The organism is Bacillus sp. CPT56D-587-MTF (assembly GCF_058792335.1).
In genome coordinates this window covers 898,892-922,690 of record NZ_JBYTEF010000001.1, presented here as the reverse complement: position 1 = coordinate 922,690, position 23,799 = coordinate 898,892, and the positions used below count along the sequence as shown (strand labels likewise).

25 protein-coding genes are annotated in these 23,799 nt (G+C 35.2%); 2 read left to right on the top strand and 23 right to left on the bottom strand.

What is annotated here, in order from left to right; all coding sequences use genetic code 11:
- Nucleotides 1-5: 5 nt before the first annotated feature.
- Genes AC3WVZ_RS04820 through AC3WVZ_RS04810 form a run of 3 tightly spaced genes read right to left on the bottom strand, consistent with a single transcriptional unit; the run spans nt 6 to nt 7,552 of the window.
- A complete protein-coding gene (locus tag AC3WVZ_RS04820; protein ID WP_233936121.1) occupies nt 6-4,064 on the bottom strand; it encodes a phage tail spike protein in 4,059 nt (1,352 codons plus the stop codon).
- Nucleotides 4,061-5,536 carry a distal tail protein Dit gene (locus AC3WVZ_RS04815; RefSeq protein WP_233936120.1) on the bottom strand — a complete coding sequence of 492 codons (1,476 nt, stop codon included), beginning with the start codon at nt 5,534-5,536 and terminating at the stop codon, nt 4,061-4,063. The genes AC3WVZ_RS04820 and AC3WVZ_RS04815 overlap by 4 nt, the downstream gene beginning before the upstream one ends.
- Before the next feature lie 36 nt (nt 5,537-5,572).
- Entirely contained in the window at nt 5,573-7,552 is a 1,980-nt protein-coding gene (locus AC3WVZ_RS04810; protein WP_233936119.1) for a phage tail protein, read from the bottom strand.
- Here AC3WVZ_RS04810 and AC3WVZ_RS04805 point away from each other — a divergent pair.
- Nucleotides 7,551-7,769 (top strand): hypothetical protein, encoded by a 219-nt coding sequence (locus tag AC3WVZ_RS04805; protein ID WP_233936118.1) that lies wholly within the window; start codon nt 7,551-7,553, stop codon nt 7,767-7,769. The genes AC3WVZ_RS04810 and AC3WVZ_RS04805 overlap by 2 nt on opposite strands.
- A gap of 301 nt (nt 7,770-8,070) precedes the next feature.
- On the opposite strand, the gene AC3WVZ_RS04800 is transcribed toward AC3WVZ_RS04805, so the two are convergent.
- From AC3WVZ_RS04800 to AC3WVZ_RS04720, 17 genes are all read right to left on the bottom strand, one after another.
- The gene (locus AC3WVZ_RS04800) at nt 8,071-9,534 is read right to left on the bottom strand and encodes a hypothetical protein (RefSeq protein ID WP_233936117.1); all 1,464 of its coding nucleotides are present in this window, start codon (nt 9,532-9,534) and stop codon (nt 8,071-8,073) included.
- 233 nt (nt 9,535-9,767) lie between these two features.
- Nucleotides 9,768-10,112 carry a hypothetical protein gene (locus tag AC3WVZ_RS04795; protein WP_233936116.1) on the bottom strand — a complete coding sequence of 115 codons (345 nt, stop codon included), beginning with the start codon at nt 10,110-10,112 and terminating at the stop codon, nt 9,768-9,770.
- Nucleotides 10,113-10,118: 6 nt separating this feature from the next.
- Complete coding sequence (locus AC3WVZ_RS04790; RefSeq protein ID WP_233936115.1) at nt 10,119-10,715, bottom strand: major tail protein; 597 nt, start codon at nt 10,713-10,715, stop codon at nt 10,119-10,121.
- Nucleotides 10,716-11,048 (bottom strand): hypothetical protein, encoded by a 333-nt coding sequence (locus tag AC3WVZ_RS04785; RefSeq protein WP_233936114.1) that lies wholly within the window; start codon nt 11,046-11,048, stop codon nt 10,716-10,718.
- Nucleotides 11,045-11,389 carry an HK97 gp10 family phage protein gene (locus AC3WVZ_RS04780; protein WP_006914602.1) on the bottom strand — a complete coding sequence of 115 codons (345 nt, stop codon included), beginning with the start codon at nt 11,387-11,389 and terminating at the stop codon, nt 11,045-11,047. The genes AC3WVZ_RS04785 and AC3WVZ_RS04780 overlap by 4 nt, the downstream gene beginning before the upstream one ends.
- A 1-nt stretch (nt 11,390) precedes the next feature.
- Nucleotides 11,391-11,741 carry a phage head closure protein gene (locus AC3WVZ_RS04775; RefSeq protein ID WP_233936112.1) on the bottom strand — a complete coding sequence of 117 codons (351 nt, stop codon included), beginning with the start codon at nt 11,739-11,741 and terminating at the stop codon, nt 11,391-11,393.
- A gap of 1 nt (nt 11,742) precedes the next feature.
- Nucleotides 11,743-12,036, bottom strand: a complete 294-nt coding sequence (locus tag AC3WVZ_RS04770; RefSeq protein WP_233936110.1) for a hypothetical protein — start codon at nt 12,034-12,036, stop codon at nt 11,743-11,745.
- Nucleotides 12,037-12,041: 5 nt separating this feature from the next.
- Nucleotides 12,042-13,196: a phage major capsid protein gene (locus AC3WVZ_RS04765; RefSeq protein ID WP_233936109.1), complete on the bottom strand. Its 1,155-nt coding sequence runs from the start codon at nt 13,194-13,196 to the stop codon at nt 12,042-12,044.
- A gap of 3 nt (nt 13,197-13,199) precedes the next feature.
- Entirely contained in the window at nt 13,200-13,982 is a 783-nt protein-coding gene (locus AC3WVZ_RS04760; RefSeq protein ID WP_233936108.1) for a head maturation protease, ClpP-related, read from the bottom strand.
- Complete coding sequence (locus AC3WVZ_RS04755) at nt 13,966-15,129, bottom strand: phage portal protein (RefSeq protein WP_233936106.1); 1,164 nt, start codon at nt 15,127-15,129, stop codon at nt 13,966-13,968. Before AC3WVZ_RS04755 ends, AC3WVZ_RS04760 begins: the two co-directional genes overlap by 17 nt.
- Before the next feature lie 8 nt (nt 15,130-15,137).
- On the bottom strand, nt 15,138-16,805 hold the full coding sequence (locus tag AC3WVZ_RS04750; protein WP_233936105.1) for a terminase TerL endonuclease subunit: 1,668 nt from the start codon (nt 16,803-16,805) through the stop codon (nt 15,138-15,140).
- Entirely contained in the window at nt 16,802-17,125 is a 324-nt protein-coding gene (locus tag AC3WVZ_RS04745) for a P27 family phage terminase small subunit (protein ID WP_425594304.1), read from the bottom strand. Before AC3WVZ_RS04745 ends, AC3WVZ_RS04750 begins: the two co-directional genes overlap by 4 nt.
- A 120-nt stretch (nt 17,126-17,245) precedes the next feature.
- Nucleotides 17,246-17,581 carry an HNH endonuclease gene (locus AC3WVZ_RS04740; RefSeq protein ID WP_078187444.1) on the bottom strand — a complete coding sequence of 112 codons (336 nt, stop codon included), beginning with the start codon at nt 17,579-17,581 and terminating at the stop codon, nt 17,246-17,248.
- A 15-nt stretch (nt 17,582-17,596) separates the two neighbouring features.
- The gene (locus tag AC3WVZ_RS04735; protein WP_061656728.1) at nt 17,597-17,905 is read right to left on the bottom strand and encodes a hypothetical protein; all 309 of its coding nucleotides are present in this window, start codon (nt 17,903-17,905) and stop codon (nt 17,597-17,599) included.
- Nucleotides 17,906-18,449: 544 nt separating this feature from the next.
- Complete coding sequence (locus AC3WVZ_RS04730; protein WP_078187446.1) at nt 18,450-18,662, bottom strand: hypothetical protein; 213 nt, start codon at nt 18,660-18,662, stop codon at nt 18,450-18,452.
- 1,563 nt (nt 18,663-20,225) lie between these two features.
- Nucleotides 20,226-20,612 (bottom strand): DUF1492 domain-containing protein, encoded by a 387-nt coding sequence (locus tag AC3WVZ_RS04725; RefSeq protein WP_233936555.1) that lies wholly within the window; start codon nt 20,610-20,612, stop codon nt 20,226-20,228.
- A gap of 159 nt (nt 20,613-20,771) precedes the next feature.
- Nucleotides 20,772-20,909, bottom strand: coding sequence for a hypothetical protein (locus AC3WVZ_RS04720; RefSeq protein WP_233936104.1), 138 nt, complete (start codon nt 20,907-20,909; stop codon nt 20,772-20,774).
- Nucleotides 20,910-21,393: 484 nt separating this feature from the next.
- Between AC3WVZ_RS04720 and exsF the strand changes: the two genes are divergently transcribed.
- On the top strand, nt 21,394-21,903 hold the full coding sequence (gene exsF, locus AC3WVZ_RS04715) for an exosporium protein ExsF (RefSeq protein ID WP_233936102.1): 510 nt from the start codon (nt 21,394-21,396) through the stop codon (nt 21,901-21,903).
- 449 nt (nt 21,904-22,352) lie between these two features.
- On the opposite strand, the gene AC3WVZ_RS04710 is transcribed toward exsF, so the two are convergent.
- From AC3WVZ_RS04710 to AC3WVZ_RS04700, 3 genes are read right to left on the bottom strand one after another with little or no spacing between them, the layout of a single operon-like run.
- Nucleotides 22,353-22,892, bottom strand: coding sequence for an ERCC4 domain-containing protein (locus AC3WVZ_RS04710; protein ID WP_233936101.1), 540 nt, complete (start codon nt 22,890-22,892; stop codon nt 22,353-22,355).
- Nucleotides 22,889-23,323: a hypothetical protein gene (locus AC3WVZ_RS04705; RefSeq protein WP_098214347.1), complete on the bottom strand. Its 435-nt coding sequence runs from the start codon at nt 23,321-23,323 to the stop codon at nt 22,889-22,891. Before AC3WVZ_RS04705 ends, AC3WVZ_RS04710 begins: the two co-directional genes overlap by 4 nt.
- The gene (locus AC3WVZ_RS04700) at nt 23,311-23,535 is read right to left on the bottom strand and encodes a primase-like DNA-binding domain-containing protein (protein ID WP_023523441.1); all 225 of its coding nucleotides are present in this window, start codon (nt 23,533-23,535) and stop codon (nt 23,311-23,313) included. The genes AC3WVZ_RS04705 and AC3WVZ_RS04700 overlap by 13 nt, the downstream gene beginning before the upstream one ends.
- Nucleotides 23,536-23,799 lie beyond the last annotated feature (264 nt).

The window sequence follows — 23,799 nt, the reverse complement described above, 5'->3', positions numbered from 1 at the left end:
CCAGCTTATGGCTGCTCTGGTTTTTCATTTATTAATTTTTGAACTAAATCTGTTAATGTCGCAACTTGACTTGTTAATGTAGTAACTTGTTCTTTCAGTTGTTTATTTTCTTCTTTAACTACATTTAACTCATCAGCATTCTGCTTAACCTGCTCATTTAAAGATATAAATTCATAATACATCTGTTGAAAGGCTGCAATAAGAATAGAAACAGTATTATATAAATTAATGGCCCGTTTCTCTTTATCTGTAAATATATCTTCCGTATCATCTGCAATCATACCGAAATACGTTTCAATTTCTTTTGTTGTATATGGTTCTGTTTGTTCTTCCGGCTTGTTCACACGCATTTGATACAGATCATACACGTCGTCCTTGAAGTTGTACTGTTTGATAGCTAAACTCATGATTTTATCAAGAGCTGAGAAAGGAATATCTTTTATATTTTCTTTCATATTCCTAGCTGATGTAGGATTAAATGCTTTCGCCCACATTTGACCATTAGCACTTACATTTTCTTGCGCTCGTAGCGTTCTTAATTCTATATCTTTCCATCCTTGGCCCATCATATCTTTAATCTGTAATCCGTTGTTATAACCTTGTACAAAACTTGATCTTATCATTGCATTACCCATGATTAAATCATGATCGGTGGCGCCGTTTATGAAATGTATTTTATAGTCACTGCCTTTTCTTTTGAAAGTAAACTGTCCCTTGTTATTGTTAAAAATATGCGGTTCAGTTGTAGTCACAGAGAAGTAACCATATCCTGGAGCCCATCCTTCAGATTCAAAAATAATATCATTCAAGTTTTGAAAACGAAATTGTCCATCTGAATATACGCTCAGATGTCCACCGTCATTCTGCATTTGAATATAATTTGACCAAATATTAGTACCTTCTGCATTTTCTCCTTTAGAAACCCCAAATTTTGCATACGCTTTAGAAGGTTGATCGACTCCATTCATTCGCGGCATGACTTGATAAATATAAAATGATCCTGTACCAGCGTATTTTCTATTATCAGAACCAAGGACTAATGAGGGTTGAATACTTCCATCATTTGTTTCCATAAATCCTATATAACCACGTGGCTTATCTAAATCGAAAATCTTCATGTCTTGCTTATTTATTTCAACAAATCTGTTTCCACTCGTTTTAAGTGTTACTCCTTCTAAAACTTTTCCTTTGATATGATTCGCTGTAATAAAACCTACTAAGTTAATCCTATTAGCATTCAAAGTAATGTTCTCTTTACTCATATTGAATGCTGCGATTACATCATTTTCTTTTACAGATATACTAACGCCCTTTTCAGTTAACTGAAGACGGGTTTCCATATCTCTTACATAAGATGATGTGGCAAATTGCCCATTTGCTTGCTCTTTTGTATATACCTCTGTCTTTTTGGCCGAGGCATTAATACCCTGTTCATTGATAGTAAAGCGGTTATCAATTAAAGTCATTTTTTGATTAAATTGATCAGTCGCAAGCTTGTTAGCTAATTCGCCTAATAAATCTTGTTTGTTTTTATCAACTGTTTGCTTCAACTCAGGTATCTTAAATCCAGCAACATAATCTTCTACTTGTTTAAGCTCAACTTTTGCACCGATTGCTGTTGCCTGTTGTTCAAGTTTTGAATTTGCATCAGTAAGCTTTTTCCCTTGATCTGATACTACATTATTTAAATTGCTTACTGTGGAAGATAATCCAGTTGCTGTTTGTTCCACTGTAGTCATGCGCTTTTCGAATCCATCTTGACTATTCTGCACCTTAGATACAGTATTTTTTACACCATCCACACTTTTTTCAATCTCGGTTGTTTTTTTAGTGAATTCATCATTCGTTACTTGATTTTCTGGAGCTGGCGTCCAATCCTGTGGCTTATTACCTTTATATAAAGCGACCCATTCTACAACGGATTTTGTAGTGTTACTTGGAAAGTTATACAGACTCAACTTTCTTTCATTACCACTCGTTGCTGCTACAGCTTTAAAAGTTACATAGGTAGTTCCATTCGCATAAACACTTGTTGCATATCCAACATTACTAGACCCGCCATTCATCCAAATACCAAACTTTTGACCTGCAGGTACACTCCCTTTAATTACAAAAGTATATTCCTCACCTGCAACAAAATTTTCAGTTAGAGAAAATATATTGATTAAATAATCTGTTTTTTCGTATTTAGAATTTGAATCTAATAACAGATTACGTCCACCAGCTTTATCGCTATTAACCTTTGTTTCTACAGTTGTTAATTTTTCACTAATCTTTCCTGCTTGTTCTTTAACTTCAGTTGTGGTTTTCTTTAGATCATTAGTTGTTTGCTGCACTTCAAAAATAGTCTTCTTTGTACCTTCTACAGTTTGTTCGACTGTATTTAATTTATTGCTGATATTAGTATCTTTTTTCGTTAACGATTCAATAGAAATTTTAAATCCATTAGAATCCTGTTCAAACTTAGTTACTTTCTTATCGATTTCACCTTGTTTATTTTCGATATTAGAAATTGTACGCCTGACACCTTGTAAACCTTCCTGCACTTCGTTGAATTGTCCTGTTGCTTGATTTTGTGCTTCTTGAACTTTTTTATTCAACTCTGTTTTTGTGTTTTCGATATCTTTATTCACCTGATCTAATGTTTCTTTTTTAACAAATTCTACATCAGGTACAACCGATTCCCAAGCTGTGCCTGTCCATATTTTCAAAATACCAGGCTTCCCATTACTAATATCACGCCAAAGTGTTTTATAAGGTTTAAGTCCTGTTGTCGGTGGATTCTTAGCTTCAATTATTTCTATCGTGTTATTTTTAAGATTCTCTTGCACTTTTTCAGCCAATGTTTTCGCTGCTTCGGATTCTTTCTTAGCATCACTAGCTGTTTCATTTGCATCTTTCACTAATTTATCTAACTGATTTATCAGTTCTTGCTTACTTCCTAGTGAACTAAGAATACGATTATAAATCTTTCGTAATTCTTCGCTTGAATCTGTAATCTCACGGTAATCGCCAAATGAGTATTTATCTTGCAACGGATTCGTATGTGATTCATCACCAGCAATTGCCCTTGCTTCTAAATAAAGCTTAGGTGTAAATCCAACATCTTTAATTCGGATTGTATCTCCTTCATTGATTAACTCGTGAGATAATCCAAATACATGGCCTATACTTTGTGCTTGAACATCATAAGAAATAGAGGTATTCACACGTTTTGCTAACTCTGTTTTCATAAGAGTCAATAAACGTTCTGGTGTAATATCTTGTTCTGTTTCTGGTGTGTAAAATCCAAATTTATGTTTCCCTTTTTCGTTCCAACGTTGAAAGGCATCGCTATCTACAATATATGGCATACCTTTGTTTATATCTGCAATAGTGAGAACTTCTCCACCTTCTTTTTTGATAAAGCCGATTAAAGCTGTACAAATGTTTTGTGAGTTCTCAATACGTTTGATTCCAACTAAATCTTTACCTAGCGTGACTTCCTTTCCTGCCTCTCTTCCTCTTTTTTTCACCATGTCTACATACCAACCTGCAATTTGAGAACCAACCACTTCAACACGGTATATAATTTCTAGTTCAAATAGGGAAGCAATCTTTTTTAAGAAACTCAGTGGATCTATAAATTCGTCAATAGTCATAGAATGAAATCCAGCATACTCCGTTTTACCGCGCTTCCATTTTGTCCCTATAAGAGCAATATCCATAAATTCATTTACTGTCTTACCTTCAATTTTCTGTGGACGAATATAGTCATCTTTAGCAAGATTAATCCATGCACCTGATGCATAAGTAATTGCGGATCTATCGTTAGGGTCTTTTTCTACTTCAGTGATTATATACGGAACAATACGCCCATCCCTTACTTCTTTTAATACTAAATTTTGTTGCATAAGTGTTGCTGCATATGTCGTGTTAGCAAATACTTTAAACTCTAAAGTATCGATATTATTCTTGATTTCCCAATGACGTTTATCATCCCAATAATCTTTTGGTTGTATAGCTGAAACGATTTGACTCGTTTTAAAATCAATAACATGCAAGACTCCACTTGGTGTTCTCATCTAAATCGCTCCCTATATGTAACCTTTGCTGTTCCGATATCAGAAGGCATAATTTCTAGTGTATTCATACCTTTATTAATGACAGGGAAATTACTAAAAATATCCTTCATATTAATTGCATCCTTTCCCTCAATCGTTACATGACTGTTTTCTGTATCAATTACGACTTTATCACCAACATCTACTATATAAGGTGGTGTGTTTTTCGTATTTAAATTTACTTTCCAAAACTTTAAATCACTAACTGACATCGCTTCTACTGGCGGTACATCTTGCCATTGCATAATGCTAATCTGTATTTGAGCTGCTTTTTCCATGTGATAGTTATTTTCATCAGTCCACCTTGCGAAACGTTCTGAATCATCTTTTTCTGTCCCAGGAAGGAATTTTGAAATATACGCTTCCCATACGTTTCCTGTTCTAGCTATCCACAATCGACCAAAATATTGATTCCATGTATTCGGATAATCACCGCTTTCATAAATCAATCCTGTTTTCCCTGGCTTATTATCGTATCCAATAACCATCGTTCCAAAATTTTGTTCGGCTTGCCAATAGAGATCGTTCATAGCAATTTTTGAAAGTACCTTACTATTTTCATCGAGTATTGCTATCTCGACTCTTCCCATTTCATTGATTTTCTTACTCTTACAAGTAACGTAGGCTTGCATAATAAAATCTTGAACTGGGCCACCAGGTATACTCTTTTTAACAGCTGCACCATGCCACCCTTTACCTGTTCCAGTACCAAAATCAGAACAATAAAATTGATATTTATCTGATTTCATTTCGCCAACTGGCTCACCATCTTCCATTGAGCTGACTTTACTCCATCCGACCGTAGTAGCCATTTCATCCCATACAATACGTTGATTCCTTTCTACAGGCTTTTCAACAGTTTTTAGTGGCCTACCGATACGAAAATAATCTCGATCACTTAAGGATACTCCGCCGAACCATACATCTAAAAAAGTGTTTGGTTTCGTAATGTTAACCTCGATAATAGGATTAGAATGAACAGTTCCTTTGTTTTGAACATTTGCTGTTAACCCAAGCGCACCTGTTTGAAAATCTACTGTTCGAGTAGGTCCTAATTTATAAGGCATTGGACAAATAAATTTCAAAGTACCTTTACCTAACGTAACGAAATCATCAGGATTAAAATCTTCATCAATTATAGCTAAATATGTTCGATCAGGAGTTGCATCAAATACTAGCTCAACTGCTTCTTCTGTAATTAACCATGCTGCTATTTCTTCTTTTAACGTTTCTAAATCCGTTCCATCTGGAACGATAATTCCTACAGGGACAGGAAGCGGACGAGGATCTGTATCCGTTCCTAATAATCTTGCGCCTGGATATCCAGGTGTTTTTAAGAAATTACGTTTTAGAGGTGCCCATGTTGGTGGACTCCATCCTTTTTCTATTTGGATATATTCTTTTCGTTGATTGTTGAATGTAAAAGAGCTCATTTTGACACCCCGTTTCTTTATAAAATAAACCCAAACCTAAAAGTCTGAGTTTCTTTTTACTTCTCTATCTTGATACTCGGTTGTATATCGATAAGTACCCCGCGCAACTTCTCTTCCTTCTAAAATTACAGGCACTTCAATTGCTAGTCCACCACCTGGGACTGCAAATTCACCATTTACCCCTTGACCTTGATATAATCCGTTAGCTTGTAATCCTATATTGCCAACATTAACTGTCGGTACTGCTGCTTCGCTCATTGCTTGAGATGCGCGGTTTATTATGCCGATTGAGTTTTCCATACCAATCGCAAGACCAGCTCCAATATGCTTACCAACTTGATCTCTCATTAATCTTGATGGACTGTGAATGTCAAAGAATCCAGTAAAACCATCTAAAATACTGCTACCGATGGATTTTACCTTATCTAACACTTTTCCAGCCATACTTCCTAAACCGTCTATCAATCCACTTATTATATCTTTACCTATCTTAAATAAGTCGATCTTTCTTAAAGTATCAACAATCTTCGGTATAATATCAGTCACAATTGTAGAACCTAACTGTCCCACCATGCTTACAATACCTTTTATTAATGCCCCAATTAACTGTGGTAAGACTTGGACAATCCCTGCAATTAACATAAGCAAAATTTTTATACCTGCTTCAAGTATCTTTGGTAAATTCGCAATTAATGTGGATGCTATTTTAACAATTAAATCTAAGGCTGCGTTAATAAGCTGTGGTAAGGCTTTTACAATCCCATCGATAATAGCCATTAGAATTTTTATACCGGATTCAATTATTTTAGGTAAGTTTGCTAGTAATGTATCTGCTATTTTCGTTATAAGATTTATCGCTAAATCTATTAATTGCGGTAGCATTTTAATGATTCCATCTATTAAGCTAATTAAAACTTTAACACCAGCTTCAATAATCATTGGTAAATTTGACGTAATTGCTTCAATCAAAGTTGTAATGACTGTAATAATTGCTAAACCGATCATAGGTAAAGCTTGTGTAATACCTGTGATTAGCGAAACTAATAAATTTATTCCTATTTCAATTAACTGTGGTAAAAATGACATAATTCCATTAATAATGGTTTCTATAATCGTTACAGCTATTGGTATTAATTGCGGAATCATCTGCATAATTCCATTAATTAAAGTCATAATTAATTGAAGTCCCGTCTCGATAAGAGTAGGTAAAACCTGTACAATTCCGAAAATTAAGGTTTGAATAATTTGGATTCCCGTTTGAACAATCATAGGAAGATAAGTTGCAATCATTTGTGAAATTGTATTAATGATTCCAACAATGGCTTCAAGGATAATTGGAGCCGCTACAACCAAACCATTCACAAAACTTGAAATCATTTGAGATCCGACTTCAAGAAATTGCGGTAATGCTGTTGTTACAAAGTTAGCTATATTGGTAAAAATATTTGTTATGGTTTCAAGAATAATTCCGGAGTTTGCATTCAAATACTCTGCTATCGCTGGCAAATAACGAGATACCGAGATGAGAACACCAGGAAGCCCACCAATAATCGCTCCCGCTATAGAAGGGCCAATTGTCTTAAAAATCTCTCCTAATTGGCTAAAATCTCCTGAAAAAACAGCTTTCACAGCATCAAAAAGATGAAGACATGCTTCACGTATTTTACTTACTGCCAGTCCTATTATTTCAGCCGCATCCTGGAATCCTTTCGGTAAGTGTGTGATCCAATCATTTAAGTGATCACCATCTGCCGCTGTCCAAAATAGATATTTACCTAACGCTACTAAGATATCGATAAAACTTTGTATTCCACTTATTACGCCAGTGATACTATTTTTAAAACCTTCATTTGTTTGCCACAACTTTTTAATTCCGATTACCAATCCAACTATCGCTGCGGTGGCGGCTATAAATCCACCTACCACTAATGCAACTGGACCAGCAACAGCCCCAATACTTACACCTGCAATTCCAGCTATACTGGATAAGGTGACAAATACCGGGGCTAAGGCCATGCAAGCTCCAATTAATATTCCTAATGCTACAGCAACAGTTGTTAATGCTGCGGCTAATGCTGGATGCGCTGAAATCCAACTTGCAAAAGCTCCAATAATATTAGCTACAATACCCAAAAGTGGCTCAAGTGCCATTTTTAAGTCACCCATTGCTTTTTGGAACTTTACAGCTGGACTTGCATCCATTTTCTTAATCATTGCATTTAACTCTTCTTGACTCACGTTTAAATCTATAACTTTACCTTGAGCATTTAACAATGTATCTATAATGTTTTGTCCTTGATCTTCAAACATTGTCATTTTGTTATCGTAAAGGTTTTTTATCCTCTACTTCTTGCACTTCCTATTCATGCAAGCTCGGCATACGTTTTCACTAATAAGTGTCGCGGTCTCGTGGAGGGATTATATCTTTTCACCCTCTATGCTCTGCCCCTGACTATACTTCGTATAGCCTTCGGTTCAAGTCAGGAATCTCACCCTTCTTGCTTCATACCGCGATTTTACTTCGGCACAATTTATCATCTACCGAAAAGTTTTACACCAATCTCATTTCGCTTTGTTTCATTTTCAACTTCATTTAAAGCTTTAGCGATACTTGTCATAGCGGTTGAGCCTTCTTTACCACCTTTTGCTACAGATTGCCCCCATTTTTCTAACTGATCAGCAGAAATTTTTGTGCCTTCCAGAGCTTCTTTCATCGACTTATCGACACCCTGCCCAAATTCAGCTGCTTTGATACGCCCTTCTTTCAGTCCATCTAATAAGTTATCGATATTCCAAGTTCCTGTATCAACACCCGCTGCCATAATTGCTTGTACTTCTTCAGCTGTATAACCAGCTCGCGTTAATTGACCGCCATATTCAGCGATAATATCTAATTGCTCAGGTGGGAATCCCATTTTTAAAAGAGAATTTGTTAATGCTAGTGCACTTTCATTAGTTATCCCTAATTCATTCCCAATTTCATTCGATTCTTGAATTAACTCAGTAAAATCAATACCAGCATAAGCTGTAGTAATTGCTGCTGCACCTTTTACGATTGACGTATTAGCTGTATCGCTTACGGTTTTATTTAAAGCCCATTGTCTACGTGTACCTTCCAGCGCTTCTTCCACATCTACACCATACGCTTCAATTCCTCGTACAGCTTGTTCAACTGATTTCTTAGATGATGCTGGTACTTCAAAAGTTACATCAATTTTCGTTTTTAATTTTGACGTATCAAGAGCCTTTTCAATTACACCTGAGATGCCCCCAGCGGCCATCGCTCCACCTAACATATTTTCTAAACCGATATCTAATTCTTTGAAGCTTTTTCCTGCTCTTTCAGCTTCACGCGAAAGGTCCCTTAAATCATTTCGAACTTGTTGTATTGAATTACCATCATCAACAGAACGAAGCGCACGTTGTAACTTTTCAATATCAGCTTCCGCTCCCAATGCTTCACGGCCAATAAGACCAATCGCTTGATCTAACTGCCTACTGGTAGCCGTACCACTTTTAATTGCATTCACAAGACGATTTCCTAACGCTCCTGCAAAATCATCAACACTTTTACCTGTAGCTCTAAATAATGTTTCCAATTGCCTTGTTGAACTTGCTACGCTGTCTTGTTCAGCCTTCATATTTCCAAGCTTATTTTTCAGACCATTAAGCGACCCTTCTGTAAATTCAATTTCACGCCTAAACGCACGATATTGTTCTTCAAAAATCTTTCCGTTTTGAAACTGAGCTTGTACCTGTTGTTCTGCTGCCTTCAATTTATCTAGCTTTTGTGTTGTATTTTCAATTGCTTGTGTAAGTAATTGTTGTTTTTGTGCTAATGCTTCAACATTACCTGGATTAAATTTCAAAAGACGTTCAACATCTTTTAATTCTTTGGTTAAATCATTACTTCGTTTATTTACATCCTTTAAAGCATTTTGTAACGGCTCTGTATTCCCACCAATTTCTATCGTAATTCCTTTAATTTTCCCCGCCATTTTCTCACCTCTTCTTTAGAAACTATTAAAGTCTGCTTGCGTTGCTTTCCGTGTTTTTTCTTGTGGTGGCTTCTGCATTTCTAAATATTCATCGATATAATCAAGGCACATACCAATTGTCATATCTTCTAAATCCGCTTTTGTAAGTTTGCATTTATAACACAAAACAAGGAACGTCTCAGTGGTGAAAACATCACCCTGATTCGCTCCTTGTTGACTATTATTATTGCTATCTACAACTTTTTTTTAGATTGAATTGTGGAAGCTATCATATCTTGAATATCTTCTAAGATTTCGATGATTGGGAATTCATCAAATGAATCTAACCATGCCATTGGCTCTGGTATCTTTGGATCAGCTGTTTTCGCCATAGTCCAAACAAGATTATAAAATACTTCGAAATCCACACTATCTAACTTACTTGGATCTAGATTTTCCATATCGATTTTCCCAAGTGGCGCTAACTTAAGAAGTTGTGCAAAATAATCCTTTCCAAATTGCGCTTTAAATCGGACTGGTGTCCCTCCTGTACTTTTCAAACGAATATCTTGACCATCTACTGTAATTGTCTTTTCCATTTACTATTACGCTCCTTTTGGTGCTGCTGGTTTTTTAACATATACTTCTTTGTACCAATTATCATAAATTGCTTGAGTTGTTTTAGATGTTGTTTTTGTTTTAACCATTGGTCTTCCACCAGGAGCTAAAACAATTGGACTAGAAACAAACTTCAGTTCATTTGTATTTGGTTCGGCTGAATTTGTTTTTGTTTTAGATGCAATTGTTGGACGACTCGCTGCACAGTTATACATAACATGTCGAGTAGCGTTTATATCGCCATCGAATTCAAATAGTAGTGCAAATGGTTTCCCTTTCGCATCAGCTATTTCATTTAATACACCATCTGTCTCATCTAATTGTTCGCCTAACGCATCAATAGCAAATTTTTCTGGGATAGTAGCAATACTTAATGTTCCATCGTAACCCTGATTATTACTTGCCGCGTAATAAAGCATGTCATCTGCATAGAATTCAATTAAATCACCGCGTGGCTCAAATGTTAGTTCAACTCCACCAGGTAATGGAATTGGTGTCCCAAATGTAACTAAGAAATCTTTAATATCAAATGGTACGTAATATACATTTTTCAAACCGAATGTAACTTTATTTTCTTTACTCATTTATATCAACCTCATTTCGTATATTTTCTGATACATATTTTCTGATTCAATAATCCCTTCAATTGGTGTGTCATAAGGAATCTCATGATCGTCTAGGACTTTTTCAAGTTTGGCTTCTGCAACTAAGTTTTTTCTTGTTGTGTAAAGTTCAATAATTACATCATTTATTTTGTGATACACTTTGTTGTCTGCCATTAGGTTTGCTGATCCATCAGCAAGAAAACACATATACGGAGGACTTGGTACAGGATTACCTGGCGTTGCTGTGAAATGCGAATAAGCCACAGGATAACCTGTAGCTTCAAGAATTTTTGTTAATTCAACTAATGTCATTGTTGAACCGCCCTTTCGATACGTCTTGGCAATTCATCAATTACATACTCTTCAACTGGGCGGATATGCACCTGTGCTGGAACACGTCCACCGCCAACTTTCGCATGTCCTTTTTCTAAAAGGTGTGTTAGTTGCCCTTGTGTATTATGAAGAACAACACCTTTACCTTCTTTTTTCTTACGCCATCCTTTACGATAAGCACCTGTTTTTTTAGGACTTTTTTGCTTTAATTTATCTACAGCAATATCTCCTACTTCATCGATTTCATTTTCTAAGGTTTCTTCCACAACATTCGCATATCTTTGTAATTCTCTAGCAATCTCACTCGCAAAATCATTCATATTAAGTATGCTCCTTTGCGATAATAGTCAATGTTTGATACATTTCATCATCATTCATTGGCGGTTCGATAATATCAAAGATACGACCTTTCATATTGATTCGCATTACTTCTGTAATATCAGAAGTAAAAGGAATCACAAAACGATAAATCCGTGTAGCTTGGGAAGCTGAAGCTTCAATGTACTCAGAACCTTTCACCGTTTTTATCATTGACCAGGCTTTCTTTAATTCTTGCCAAGATGTTTCAATTACTTGGTTTAATTCATCTTTTATTACTACAGGTTGTTCAATGCTGATTCGATTCCTGAAATCACCTGTATTCAATGGTTTTTTATACTGAAAAGGACGCATATTAATCACCGTCCAATTTAATTTCTTCTAAAGCTTTATCGACACCTAAACTATTAATCTGACTTAAAAAATTCTTGTCAAAATACTCTAATGCATCGTTATAAACATAACGAGAACGTTCAAAGACTAATTCTTTGAACTCCTCGTCTTTATTTAAATCATAATTCCCACAAACCCTAAGTAACGCCTTGTTAGACGTAGAAAGGATGCGCTTTAGGTTGTCGTCTTCCTCATCCCCTAAGTGCATCCTATCTTTGAATTGCTGTAATATTTCATTCGAAATTACTGTATTCATTCACATCACCCTTGTGTTGGTGGGGTTACTTCTTCAAGCTTTAATGTATAAACTTGTGAAGTGTATTTATCCTTTGGTTTACCTGTAGCATATTGTTTAGCAATATAAACAGTTGCATCTTCTAAAGCTAATGTTTCTTCATACTTCTTGATCGGCTCTGTTCCACCCATCGCTGCAATGTATTCCCCTTTAACAAAGAAAACCACTTGTCCTTGAGGTACAAATACAGATTCTGTTGGGATTGGATTAAAAGGTAAGCTCGTTACATATACACCTGCCGCATTTTGAATCGTAGCATTTGCTTGAATATCAAAAGTATCAAATGGATTTGTTACCATAACTACTTTACCAGCAATATTTTTTGGTCGATCTGCATCTGTTTTACCATCAGGGGTTAATTTTTTAGCCAATAATTTGACCACGCCTTTTAATTCATTAATTGTTTTACGACCTGGTTCAAACGTTAAAGTTCCTGCTGGCTTTTTATCTGGATATACTCCATTCACTACACTTCCGCTAGGATCTTTTAATAACCCAATTGGTTCTTCTTTACCTGTCCCTACTACAAAACCACGCTCTAAACCTACTGACATCGCTTCTGTAATCATAGTACGAACATATCGTTCCACCCATACTGGACCAAGCTTCAACATATCATTTGCTAATGGAATAAATGCTGTTAATTTCAGTTGAGTAATTGACTCTTTTCGGAATGTAGCATTTAATTGTCCTTTAATATCACCAAATAACGGTCCCCATACAGCTGCACCCTCTGGATCTCCATAAATAAATTCTGTCACGGCTCCTAGATTCTCTAAGCCGATATGCTCTAGTAACGGATGACCTTGAACTAAATCATCAAAAATTCTCTCTTGTGTTGTCTTAGGTAAAGTTTCAGTAGATTTAAAACCGCCATCTTCAACAACAGCATTAAAGAACTTCATTTCTTCACTTATTAGCACATTAGCACCGCGAGATTGCATAATAGAACGATCTACCATTGATTCATTCACTTGATTTAAAATATCTGAACGAACATCTGTAGCAAGTGCTTCAATCATGGAATTTAACGCTGCTGATTGTTCTTCCGCTGTACCTTCTTGTGTTGCTTTCGCGAAAGCTAGTTTCTTCTCTTCAAAATTATTAAACTTAATAACCATATTTTATTTTCCTCCTAAAGTTAAAAAGAGCGTACTCAAATTCTGTTTTGTATGAACAGGCTTTTGAATAGGCTCTTTTGGATTTATATTTGTTTGTAAATCATTCAGAATTTCATTTTTCAAACCTGATAACGCTGCATTTAAATCTTTTTTTGTAATCCCTTGGCTCTTGTTCATTGTTCCATTTCTAAAACCATCGATTACCTTTTGTGGAAGCATGGCAGCAGTAGAAGCTGACGCTGTCATTTTAACCTGATTATCCATAAACATGATTTCATCCACAAAATTATTTTCTAATGCTTGTTGTGGACCCATCCAAGTTTCTTCAGCCATCATATGAAGTAGTTCCTCTTCTGATTTACCACTTTTAATGACATAGGCGTTTACAATTGCTCGATCAGTTGTTTTCAACATTTCAGCAGCTTTTTCCATATCACGATGATCTCCACCATTCCACATAGAAGCATTGTGAATCATAATTTGTGCTGTAGGTGAAATTCGGACTTTATCACCAGCCATCGCAATAACAGAAGCCGCACTTGCAGCCAAACCAACAATTTGAACTTCCACGTTACCAGGATAATTTTTTAATGCTGTATAAATTTCTGATCCTTCGTGTACATAACCACCAGGACTGTTAATCGATACAATTAAATCATCACCATTGGCATTAGTTAGTTCTTTTGAAATTTCACCTGGGCTTGCAGCATCCATTTCAAACCAATCATAAATCCAAGCTTCATCATTCGAAATAATTGGTCCTTTCACGTCAATTTTCACCGTCATTTTCTTTCTCACTCCCTTCAGATTCATTTAATTTTGTATAGTTCTTCGTAATATGATGGATATTCAGGTTTGGATCATCCGACTCTTCATAATCTACTTCCGAACGAATTTCATTCCCTGTAAATGCACTTGAAGAAATGAGTTTATCAATACTTGTCGCAAGTTCAAATATACTTTGATAGGAAACAGCCTTAACCTCAATTTTTCGTCCTAAAAGATATTCACTCATTTCAAAGAATTTAACGTTCGCTTCATCAGATAGCTTTTTTAATAATGGTCGTACTGTGAAAAGCATATAATTTTTCGTTTGCTTTTCTACATCAGCCATTTCACCATATATCAGAGCTATAGGAATACCAATTGCCATAGCTACTTGATTCAAGAAACCATTTGTTACTTTATTGATTTCTTCCACACTTGGACCATTTGCAACACCATTGTATATCTCGTTATAATGAATACCTTTTTGCTGTGGAACAATAGCTATATCTTTCGAACCAATTGACTTATACATGTTGTCTATAAACTCTTGTAATTTTGCTATTTGTTCCTCAGTTTTAGCACCAATCATATCCATATCAACTGTTCCACGAACTTGATTTTTACGTTTTTGAGAGTTTAATATTCTGCCGAACAAATCCCCATAATCTGCAAATAATCCATCAATAAGTGGGGTTAATTTATCATTCCGATACTTCAAATGAATAACTTCGCTTTGCTTAAAACTTCTCTTAAACGTATAATCTTTTACCCTTACATCAGTAAAGGTATCTTCAAACACAGCATACTCATTATGTTGGAATCCATCTGCAATAAGTAAATCACCATCATCTGCTTGTATGACTAAACACTCATTATCATAAATAAGTTTGCGAACAAACCTTTCCCAAAAGGTACTTGCGGTCATATTCTTGTTTGGTCTTACATTTAATCGATAATAAAGCTCATCCTTCTTACATGCTTTACCATTTCTTACTCTAAATTCAGATTGACTAATTGTCCTTCCTAAAAATGAAACGCATGTATCAATCGCCAATCGTTTCATATGAAGCCTGTTTGCTGTATCAGTTATTATGTCCAGATCCAGCATGAATTCTAATTCTTTATTTCTTTTAAATACTGAACCTAACCATCCAATGATTATCACCCCCTTTATTAGAATTTAATGTTACCTATAACAAAGTCAGTTGCTTCTTGTATCTCATCCGCCCTATAAAGAGCATGAACAAAACATTGGAACCCATCTGTTTTTCTACGAACAGGCTCTTTCTTTTCGTATATTTTATTTCCATCACTTTTGATAACAACCAACACATTTTGCGTATACCAACGCATTAACGGATTATCCTCAAAAACAATTTGTTTATTTGCAAATGCCATTTCAATACGTGGAGCTAATAAACTATGAATTGCTTTCGGGTTTCGTATAACTTCTATTTCAAACCCTTCTGCTACTAATAATGGCCTTATTGCTTCCATTCTGAAGTTATCAGCTATAATCTTTTTAATTCCATATTGTTCTCGCATTTCTACAAACCAATCAACAATGTGTTGAGGATTAATAGTTGGTTCATCCACAACTGTTAGTAGACCTTGCTCTTCCCAATCTTTTATAGGAGCAAATTTTTGTTTTTTATACTCTCCAGCTTTTTTAGAATAACCATAATAAATATCAACAAATTCTTTACGCACAAAGGAATGCGTTTTAAAAATGTACTCACCATTTTGTCTAAATAAAAGACCACATGCTGCGAAATCTCGAATACTCGCAAAGTCTAACGCTCCTATGCATTCTTGAGCATATAAATCAGGGAATGGACGGTTTGTAGCAAGAATCTCTGACCATTTTGCAACAGATCGTTCTAGATTTGTAACTGGTAAGTTCATACGCTTTGTCATAAATTCTTCTCGGTTACTTGGATCATCCTCTAAATCTTCATATTCTTCCTTTATCGTTTCAAGTAATCCCTCAGCATATTCGCTTAGCGGCTGCGATAACATAGGATTAGCTAATTCCCAATTATCAATATCATCAACTTCCTTTTCATCATTAAGCTTACAGATAAAAGGAAATACGGCATTAGGACGAGCTTCACCATTTAAAACCTTCCTAGCTTTTTCTTTTTGTTTATCTAAAAAGCCATCTCGTACATAACCATCTGTACCAATATAAAATTCACGAGGGTTTTTCTTTTTGCCTAAGCCGCTGATATGGACGCGAACGTCTTTATTACTTTCATATTGATGTATTTCATCAAATACAACTGCACCATCACGCAAACCGTCTTTTGTATCCCCGTTGGAAGTTCTAAACTTTAGTATACTTTCAGTAGCCTTTGAAACAGTTTGAGTTAATGTGGTTTTAAACGCTCTCTGTAAAACCTCATTTTTCTTTACGCATTTATGCAATTCGTCAGGACTTGTTTTCGCTTGCTCTTCACTATTCGCAACTACTGAAATGTTATACTCTGGAATGCCATGTAACTCACTAATTAAAAAGTGAATAATAACAGAAATCAGACCGTTTTTACCGCCACCACGTCCTAACATCCACAGGAATTTGCGATAAAATACACGTCCATTTTTCTTATAAAATAAAAAGACGAATGCTATTAAGAATTTTTGAAATGGCTGCAATGGAAAATACCACTTCTCACCGAAGTTGATACAATCCTGAATCATTTCATCATCAAAATACAAATCGTCTCTGTTTAAAACGTATTTTTCTAGATAATTAATTAACAGTTCTCTCTCTTTGTTGAACTTTACCTTTCCGGATCGATAAAACTCAATGTATTCTTCCACATACTTTTGCTTAATCATGTTAAATCACTTTTGCTATATCCAGTATTAGAATTATCAATCTTAGGAGGATTAAAATCTAATCCTAAATCCTTTCCTAATGCAATTAATGAACTGTTAATTTTATTTTTCTCCGCAATCGCTGGGTTTGGTTTGGTGAACTTTTGCGATCCGTTAATTGTAGTAATCATTGTTCCAAACTCTTCAATAGCTTCATCCAATTGATAGTACAATTCTAAGAGGTTTAAATACCTCTCAACCTTCTCAACTTGAATGCTATTTTCTTCATCTATTCGATTTAATAGTTCTCTTTTTACTTTCGCTTTGTTCTTCACAGTCACCACCCCCCCTTACGTGCGTAAATTTAGCAAAAAAACCTGACAGTTAACCCCCTCCTCCGGTGCCCCTTAGACGAAAAAAAGCCCAACCTTCGAACCGGGGGCCTTATCCCTGAATCATTTTCACCACTTTTCATCGTTTTCCCATTTGTTCGGTTTCTTTTTGAATGTTCTACCGTGTTCTTTATTATGGCAATCCACACAGACTGTTTCTAAGTTATCTATTTCTAATGCAAGTTCTGGATGATGTCCTAGTTCTTTTATATGATGGACAACGAGTTGAATCTTCTTACGCTTGGCACGCTCACTGTACTCATTGGTATCAGTTTGTACACGACCATTTCGTTTACATTCCTGACACTCATAATTGTCTCGCTTTTTTACTTCTTCTCGCAATTGTTTCCATGCCCTACTGTCATAGAACTTACGTTTTTGTTGTTTTGTTTTATATTCTCTCATTCTCTCTTTACCACTCTACTTTCGAACTACTCCTCTAAACAACCATCTATCAACCCTTCTTTTTAATCTCATAAAAAAGGAAGGATTGAATTGTTTTTGATTCTTTTCATCATTCTTTACTAATTCTTCTATTGTCGAATCCATAAGATGAGTCATTGAATAGAACATAGGTTGTTGACCATACATTTTATAATATTTAAACTGAAGTTCATCCATTTCTACTACCGTTCGATTTTTAAAATATCTATGATAAATTATATCGTCCAAAGGACTTAGACCGAGCGCATCAATTTTCTTTTGTACCTCTGTTTCAATATGTTCCATCTTCTCCACTCCTTATCTGTTCTCATTCCAATACCATTTGGGTATTTGTTAATTTATATTCATTTTTATTGGTATACAAAACCAAAACTAACAAATAATAAGAGTGGATGAAGAACTTTCACTACGGCTTTGTACATTGAATGACCCCAATTAGCTATTCTACATCTTTGAAATGTATGAATATGTATGCGCTTCATCCTTTCAGTCACTTCATGAAGGATAAGGAACGTACTGTGTAATTCACATTAAAACTAAACCATATTTTCTTTTGTTACAATTATACAGTCATTCTTTATTCCTTTTCCATTCTTTACATATTTAGGTTTCCTAACAAGAAATAGACTTCCATCCACACTGGAGTATCTTCTCTCACGTTGTCCTTGCCAAGGACATTTTTGTCAATTCCATTGTATATTCCTCATGTTATAATAATAATCTCTTAATCATATTTGATATCACATACAAGTTATATCAAACCTTTCTGTTTCTCTATTTGCACAGTTACTTATCATCCACAATTGATACGGTAACTGTGCTTTTTTTATTATTCCTTCAGAAGTTCATCCATAGTTTTATCTAACAAGCTAACCATCGCTTCTCTTCTTTGCTTTGGTGTTGTGTTATCTTCCAATTCATTAAAAATGGGAATTACACTCTCTAGTTGTCGTTTATCAATACGCTCATTTACAAGCTCTTGCCCTAACAGTGAAATGAATGTACCAATCGCAACCGCCTGTTCCTGTTTAGTTAGTTTCATTTGTTCTCACTCCTTATCCAAAATAAAGCACTCGAATGGATGCTTCAACTCGTATACTCAATTGGTATAAAAACCCAAACCACTTCCTATACTAAGAGTACGAATAAAGAACATATGTAAAGATACTCTCTTTTTCATATCTCATTCTTACAACACCCTATGGCATCAAATACATATGTTCCCCTTCAGCTTTTCCATTTAGGTGGATGACGAGCGTGCTTGTATCTCAATTCATAAGGTTCCTCTTTATCATCATACAGTCGCTCTTCATCCAACTTTATTTTACCTTTATTACATGCCATTTCTTAGATGACCTTATTAACAAATCCATGCTAGTATAAAGTTACAATCAAACATAATCCTTCCCCCTACGAAGGTATTTATGTTTTTCACTATCTATTCACACACTGAACAGCCAGATTATGTATCACAACATAATTTGGCTGTTCTTTTATTTTCCATACTCCATCCAAAATGAGCATGGATCTATTTAATTTAAAGAAAAAGAGAGCTACCAAAGAATGGCCGCTCTTACATAATCTATATCGAAAGGAAGGTTTCTAGAAAAAGCACCATCAATAGGTGTTGTCCTACACTTTAATATATGCTTATCCCTTTAAAAAGTTCTATATTTTTGGTAAATAAAGAAAAAATAAGCGTGCAATTAACGTCATATGATAAGACTATCGATATTTTTTGGTTTTAAAAACCATATTTATTTTGTCCTTTAGTTCCATTCCCCACTCATTTACATATATTATCTTGAACCCTTACTTTTCGAACTATTATTTGTTCATGACTCACACACATAACAGTAATAGTGACTGTAAATTCAAAAAAATGGGTACGCTGGCACACGTACTCGTTTTTTTACATAACCAAAGTTATAATATAGTATATGAACACGCTCTATTGCATTTCTTGGTACCCATGTAAAGAAGAAGCGATTTCATTCGCCTTTTTTTATTGATTTATTTTTATTGGTATTAAAAACCAATTCAAAGTCCATAATACAAATAGAGGAAGAACCTACCATCAAATTGGTGCACTGCATGTGCTTATACCCACTCGTGTATCGTACCAAATGATATCCGTCATTCTTCCTCTCATTTCTATTCCGAAGGTTGAAGAATGCACAGAATACCTTTCATCTAGAATAACCCACCACACTTATATATGCTTGCATTCTTCTTTCCTTCACCTATACTGTTCTGAAAAAGGACGCTGCCATGAAAATTACTCACTATCTAGTTTTTCTTTTCATACTCCTCATTTTTTCATGGATTGTATACGCCAAAATATGTTACAGCTAACCCCCGTACTTCACACCTTACCTTATACACAACATACTACTGCGAAAGGAGCCTATCTTGAAAGTAATCTAATACATCGCCTTACAATCAGCTGGCTCTGTTTATTCGCCTATTGGTACGCTATCTTGTTTCTTTAAAAAATGAATAGTCAGGCGTTAGCTTCTCTTTCATTAAATGTCTATGTTATTACTATAACTCATTTTTACAAGAGTTTCGTTACCCACAAAGTACCTCACCTAAAAGTAACCCTTTATAGTGCATCCATAAACTGGATAACCTTTCTTATTTCAGCATGCTTACGCTTAATATAATAGGGACTATAATCTAAATCGTACGCAATCTGTTCTAATGTCATTCCATCTACATATTTCATCTTCAATATTTGATGATCCAATCCCTTAAATTTACCAATGATTTGTTTTAAATCGTATACATCATTCATTTTATAGGCTAATTCATATTCAATTGCAGCAATACGTTCTTCTACCTTTGTACCTTCTGATCCAGCAGTTAAACGGACGTCTTGTAAATCACCATAAATCCAACGCTTTAATTCCGATTTTGTTTTGTCTAGGTTATATTCTAAATATGAAATATTCTCTCCTAATCTTTGATATTCTTTCAGCCAATTGAACAACGACAATTCACCTCTCTTCACTAAACTCCCCCCTTCTAAGCGCCTTTATTCCCCCGATATACCTACAGTGATTTCAAACCTCAATTCACTAGGTTTCTATCGGTCTATCTCCTTCGAATTGAGCTTTTATTTTGTTCCCTGATCAGTCGCGCGAAAAATTTAAGTGTTTCTGATTCTTTCGTCGATTTGATGAGTGAGCTTTTCTAGTTCCGCTGCCGTTTCCAAATCGGCTGTATTGTCTGCGATTTCTGTTAACTTCTCCGATAATGTCAATAAAAAATCTGTAGATACGGTCATTTCTTTTTCCTCCCGATATAAATTATTCAATTCGATTCATACTATCTCTAGGCTGTATTACCTGTATCCGTGAAACGCCGAAACCATTTTCTTTGCTTACAAGTTTCGACTGAGCAGCTTGCTTATGCGAGTTTCTTTGTTGCGTTGTATATTTTTTATCATGTGGCAATATTAATCTGGAACCATTTTTTTGCATTTACAATCCACTCATTTCCCTCTTTGAGCTCTTAATTTGGACCTCGTTTTTATTTGCATACCTTCAATAAGGTGCAAAGCATTCCTTCCTCTCCCTTTCAATTTTTTTTGGATAAATCATACATGTGTTTCTATTTCAAAAAATTAGCATACATTATAATGTGGTGAAATAAACCAATAAGTAAGCCTTTGAGAAGTTACTCTTTTTCATTTCACTCATATACTCATTTTCTAGAACAAAAAACATCTATTGTTTTAACTAAAAACAGAAAAATAAAGGAGTGAAAACATGTTCTCTTCTGATTGTGAATTTACTAAAATCGATTGCAAGCCGACAGCAGCTAGCGCACTACCAGCCTTCGGTTTTGCTTTCAATGCTTCTGCACCTCAACTTGCTTCACTATTCACACCATTACTATTACCTAGCGTAACTCCAAACCCAAGTATTACTGTTCCTGTAATACATGATACAGGAAGTGTCGGAGATGGCATTCAAATTCTACGAGCTGGTATTTATCAAATCAGTTATACATTAACAGTTAGTCTTGATAACGTCCCTACCGCACCAGAAGCTGGTCGTTTCTTCTTATCATTAAGTACACCAGCTAACATTATTCCTGGATCAGGTACAGCCGTTCGCTCTAACGTTATTGGTACTGGTGAAGTAGACGTATCCAGTGGTGTTATTCTTATTAATTTAAATCCTGGTGACCTAATTCAAATTGTACCAGTTGAATTGATTGGAACTGTAGACATCCGTGCTGCAGCATTGACCGTCATACAACTAGGCTCATCCTAATTTTGTTCCATCCTACCGAATCTTAAAATTCTTTCATCGTTATACAATCCGATTACTTTACAAGTCATTTATGCACTCTGCCTATTTTTCCCCTCTTGAATCTCCTTATATATGCAGACAATTAAGATGCCGTATGATTAGCAACTTCTGCTAACTTTACAGATTGTACTAATCATACATCTATAGATACTTACATGGTTTATCACTCTGTATAAAAATTTTAAGTTTGATTCATACTATCCATAAGCCGGTGAATAGCTGAATCTATTGAAAACTGAGACCTGATTTAACGAAATTCCTCTTATCAACTGGGCAGTTAGCATTTGCTAGCTGCTTTGTTGCATATATTTTTATACTTTGGATATACTATTCATACGCCAATTTTTTGAATTTGCGATTCACTTAATTTCCTCTCTTGGGACCCATGTAAGGGTCCTCTTTTTTATCTCCTAAAAAGCCCCCAATTTAAAGTAATGTTTCGCTTGATAATAAAAATGATGATAAATCCAATTCCCACTGAATTTCTTATCCAAATACACGATTTCAAAACCGTATTTTGCTTTAAATGTATTTAGCCTTCCCAGTAACGCTAGTGGATTATATTTGGAATGATACTTCCCTTGTAGCATCTTTTCGTATCCATGTAGGTCCTCCACAATTAGAGTGAATGGAATGTCCTTTGAACGAATCAATTCATTTTCAAACGCTGTTTGCGTATTTTTTTGTAAGTTCCCTGTGATCTCATCCATGTGGGCCTTTCGTTCTACTCGGCTATCTAAATAGATATCACGAGGTATTCCCAGTTCTTCATTTTTCGGAATCATGCAACCATAATCACCTGTATCTAATTTTTGATTTTTCATAGGGACTCCCTTTTGATGTAAATAATCGCGAATATGGCCATTTACGTTTTCACGAGTATCAATTACAATCGTGAGTGTTTTAAGAATGTTGTGTATTTCCGTGTCTGTATAACGATAACTGATCAATTCCATACTCCTTTCTTCACATGTATAACCGCACGTTCATATATCTTTCTTGACATTACAACCGATTTATCATTTTTAAATGGACGATAGTCTTCATAGATGTCTGTCCAACCATTCTCCGCAAGTACAATCGTCCAGTCATAAAAGAGTTGTAAGGAATCTACATCAGCTCGTAACCAGTCATGTAATTTTTGATTATGCTGCCATCCACAGAATTGATACAAAATCTTCAACATGGTGATGTCCTCGACACTTTCATTCTTCCAGGATTGAAACCATGTATGGATTTCCTGAAAATGTTGTTCTGCAGCTTGCATCACTTCCGTTGAGATTAAGTTTTGTCTCGTTATTCCCATTCGGTCATCGCTCGGATCCAAATAAATATTCGCACCCGCTTTCCAAATATCTGATACAATTTTCAATACTTGCATGGCAGTAGTTTCACTCCCCACCTTGCTGGTTTATTTCTAAACTTGTGGTATGCTCCGATTCGTTCTTTACTCAATTGATAACTAAAGCTTCTTCTACTAATAGATTCCAAATCATACGTTTCACAATATTTCAAATAACGTTTATATAAGTCATCAGTTAACTCAAAACTTTTAATATCTCGTTCGGTATTTTCTTCTATAAACTTTTTCATAATAACCCACCTCCATTACCCAGCCTGTTACTAAAATGACCTTTTCCCACTCAAAAAACACCATAAATCACGCTTTTTTTCATTTAGTAACACATCACAAGACTTACAGCCACAAGGGATTGAAGTGTTTCGTGTTATTGGTGTTATCTAAAAATTCCTTGTAGGCTCCTAATAGAATATATATATTATTTTTTTAGAAGGTAATATTTAATAACAAAAGTAACAAAAAGAATAGAAAAAGCATCTTTAACCCTTGATACATAA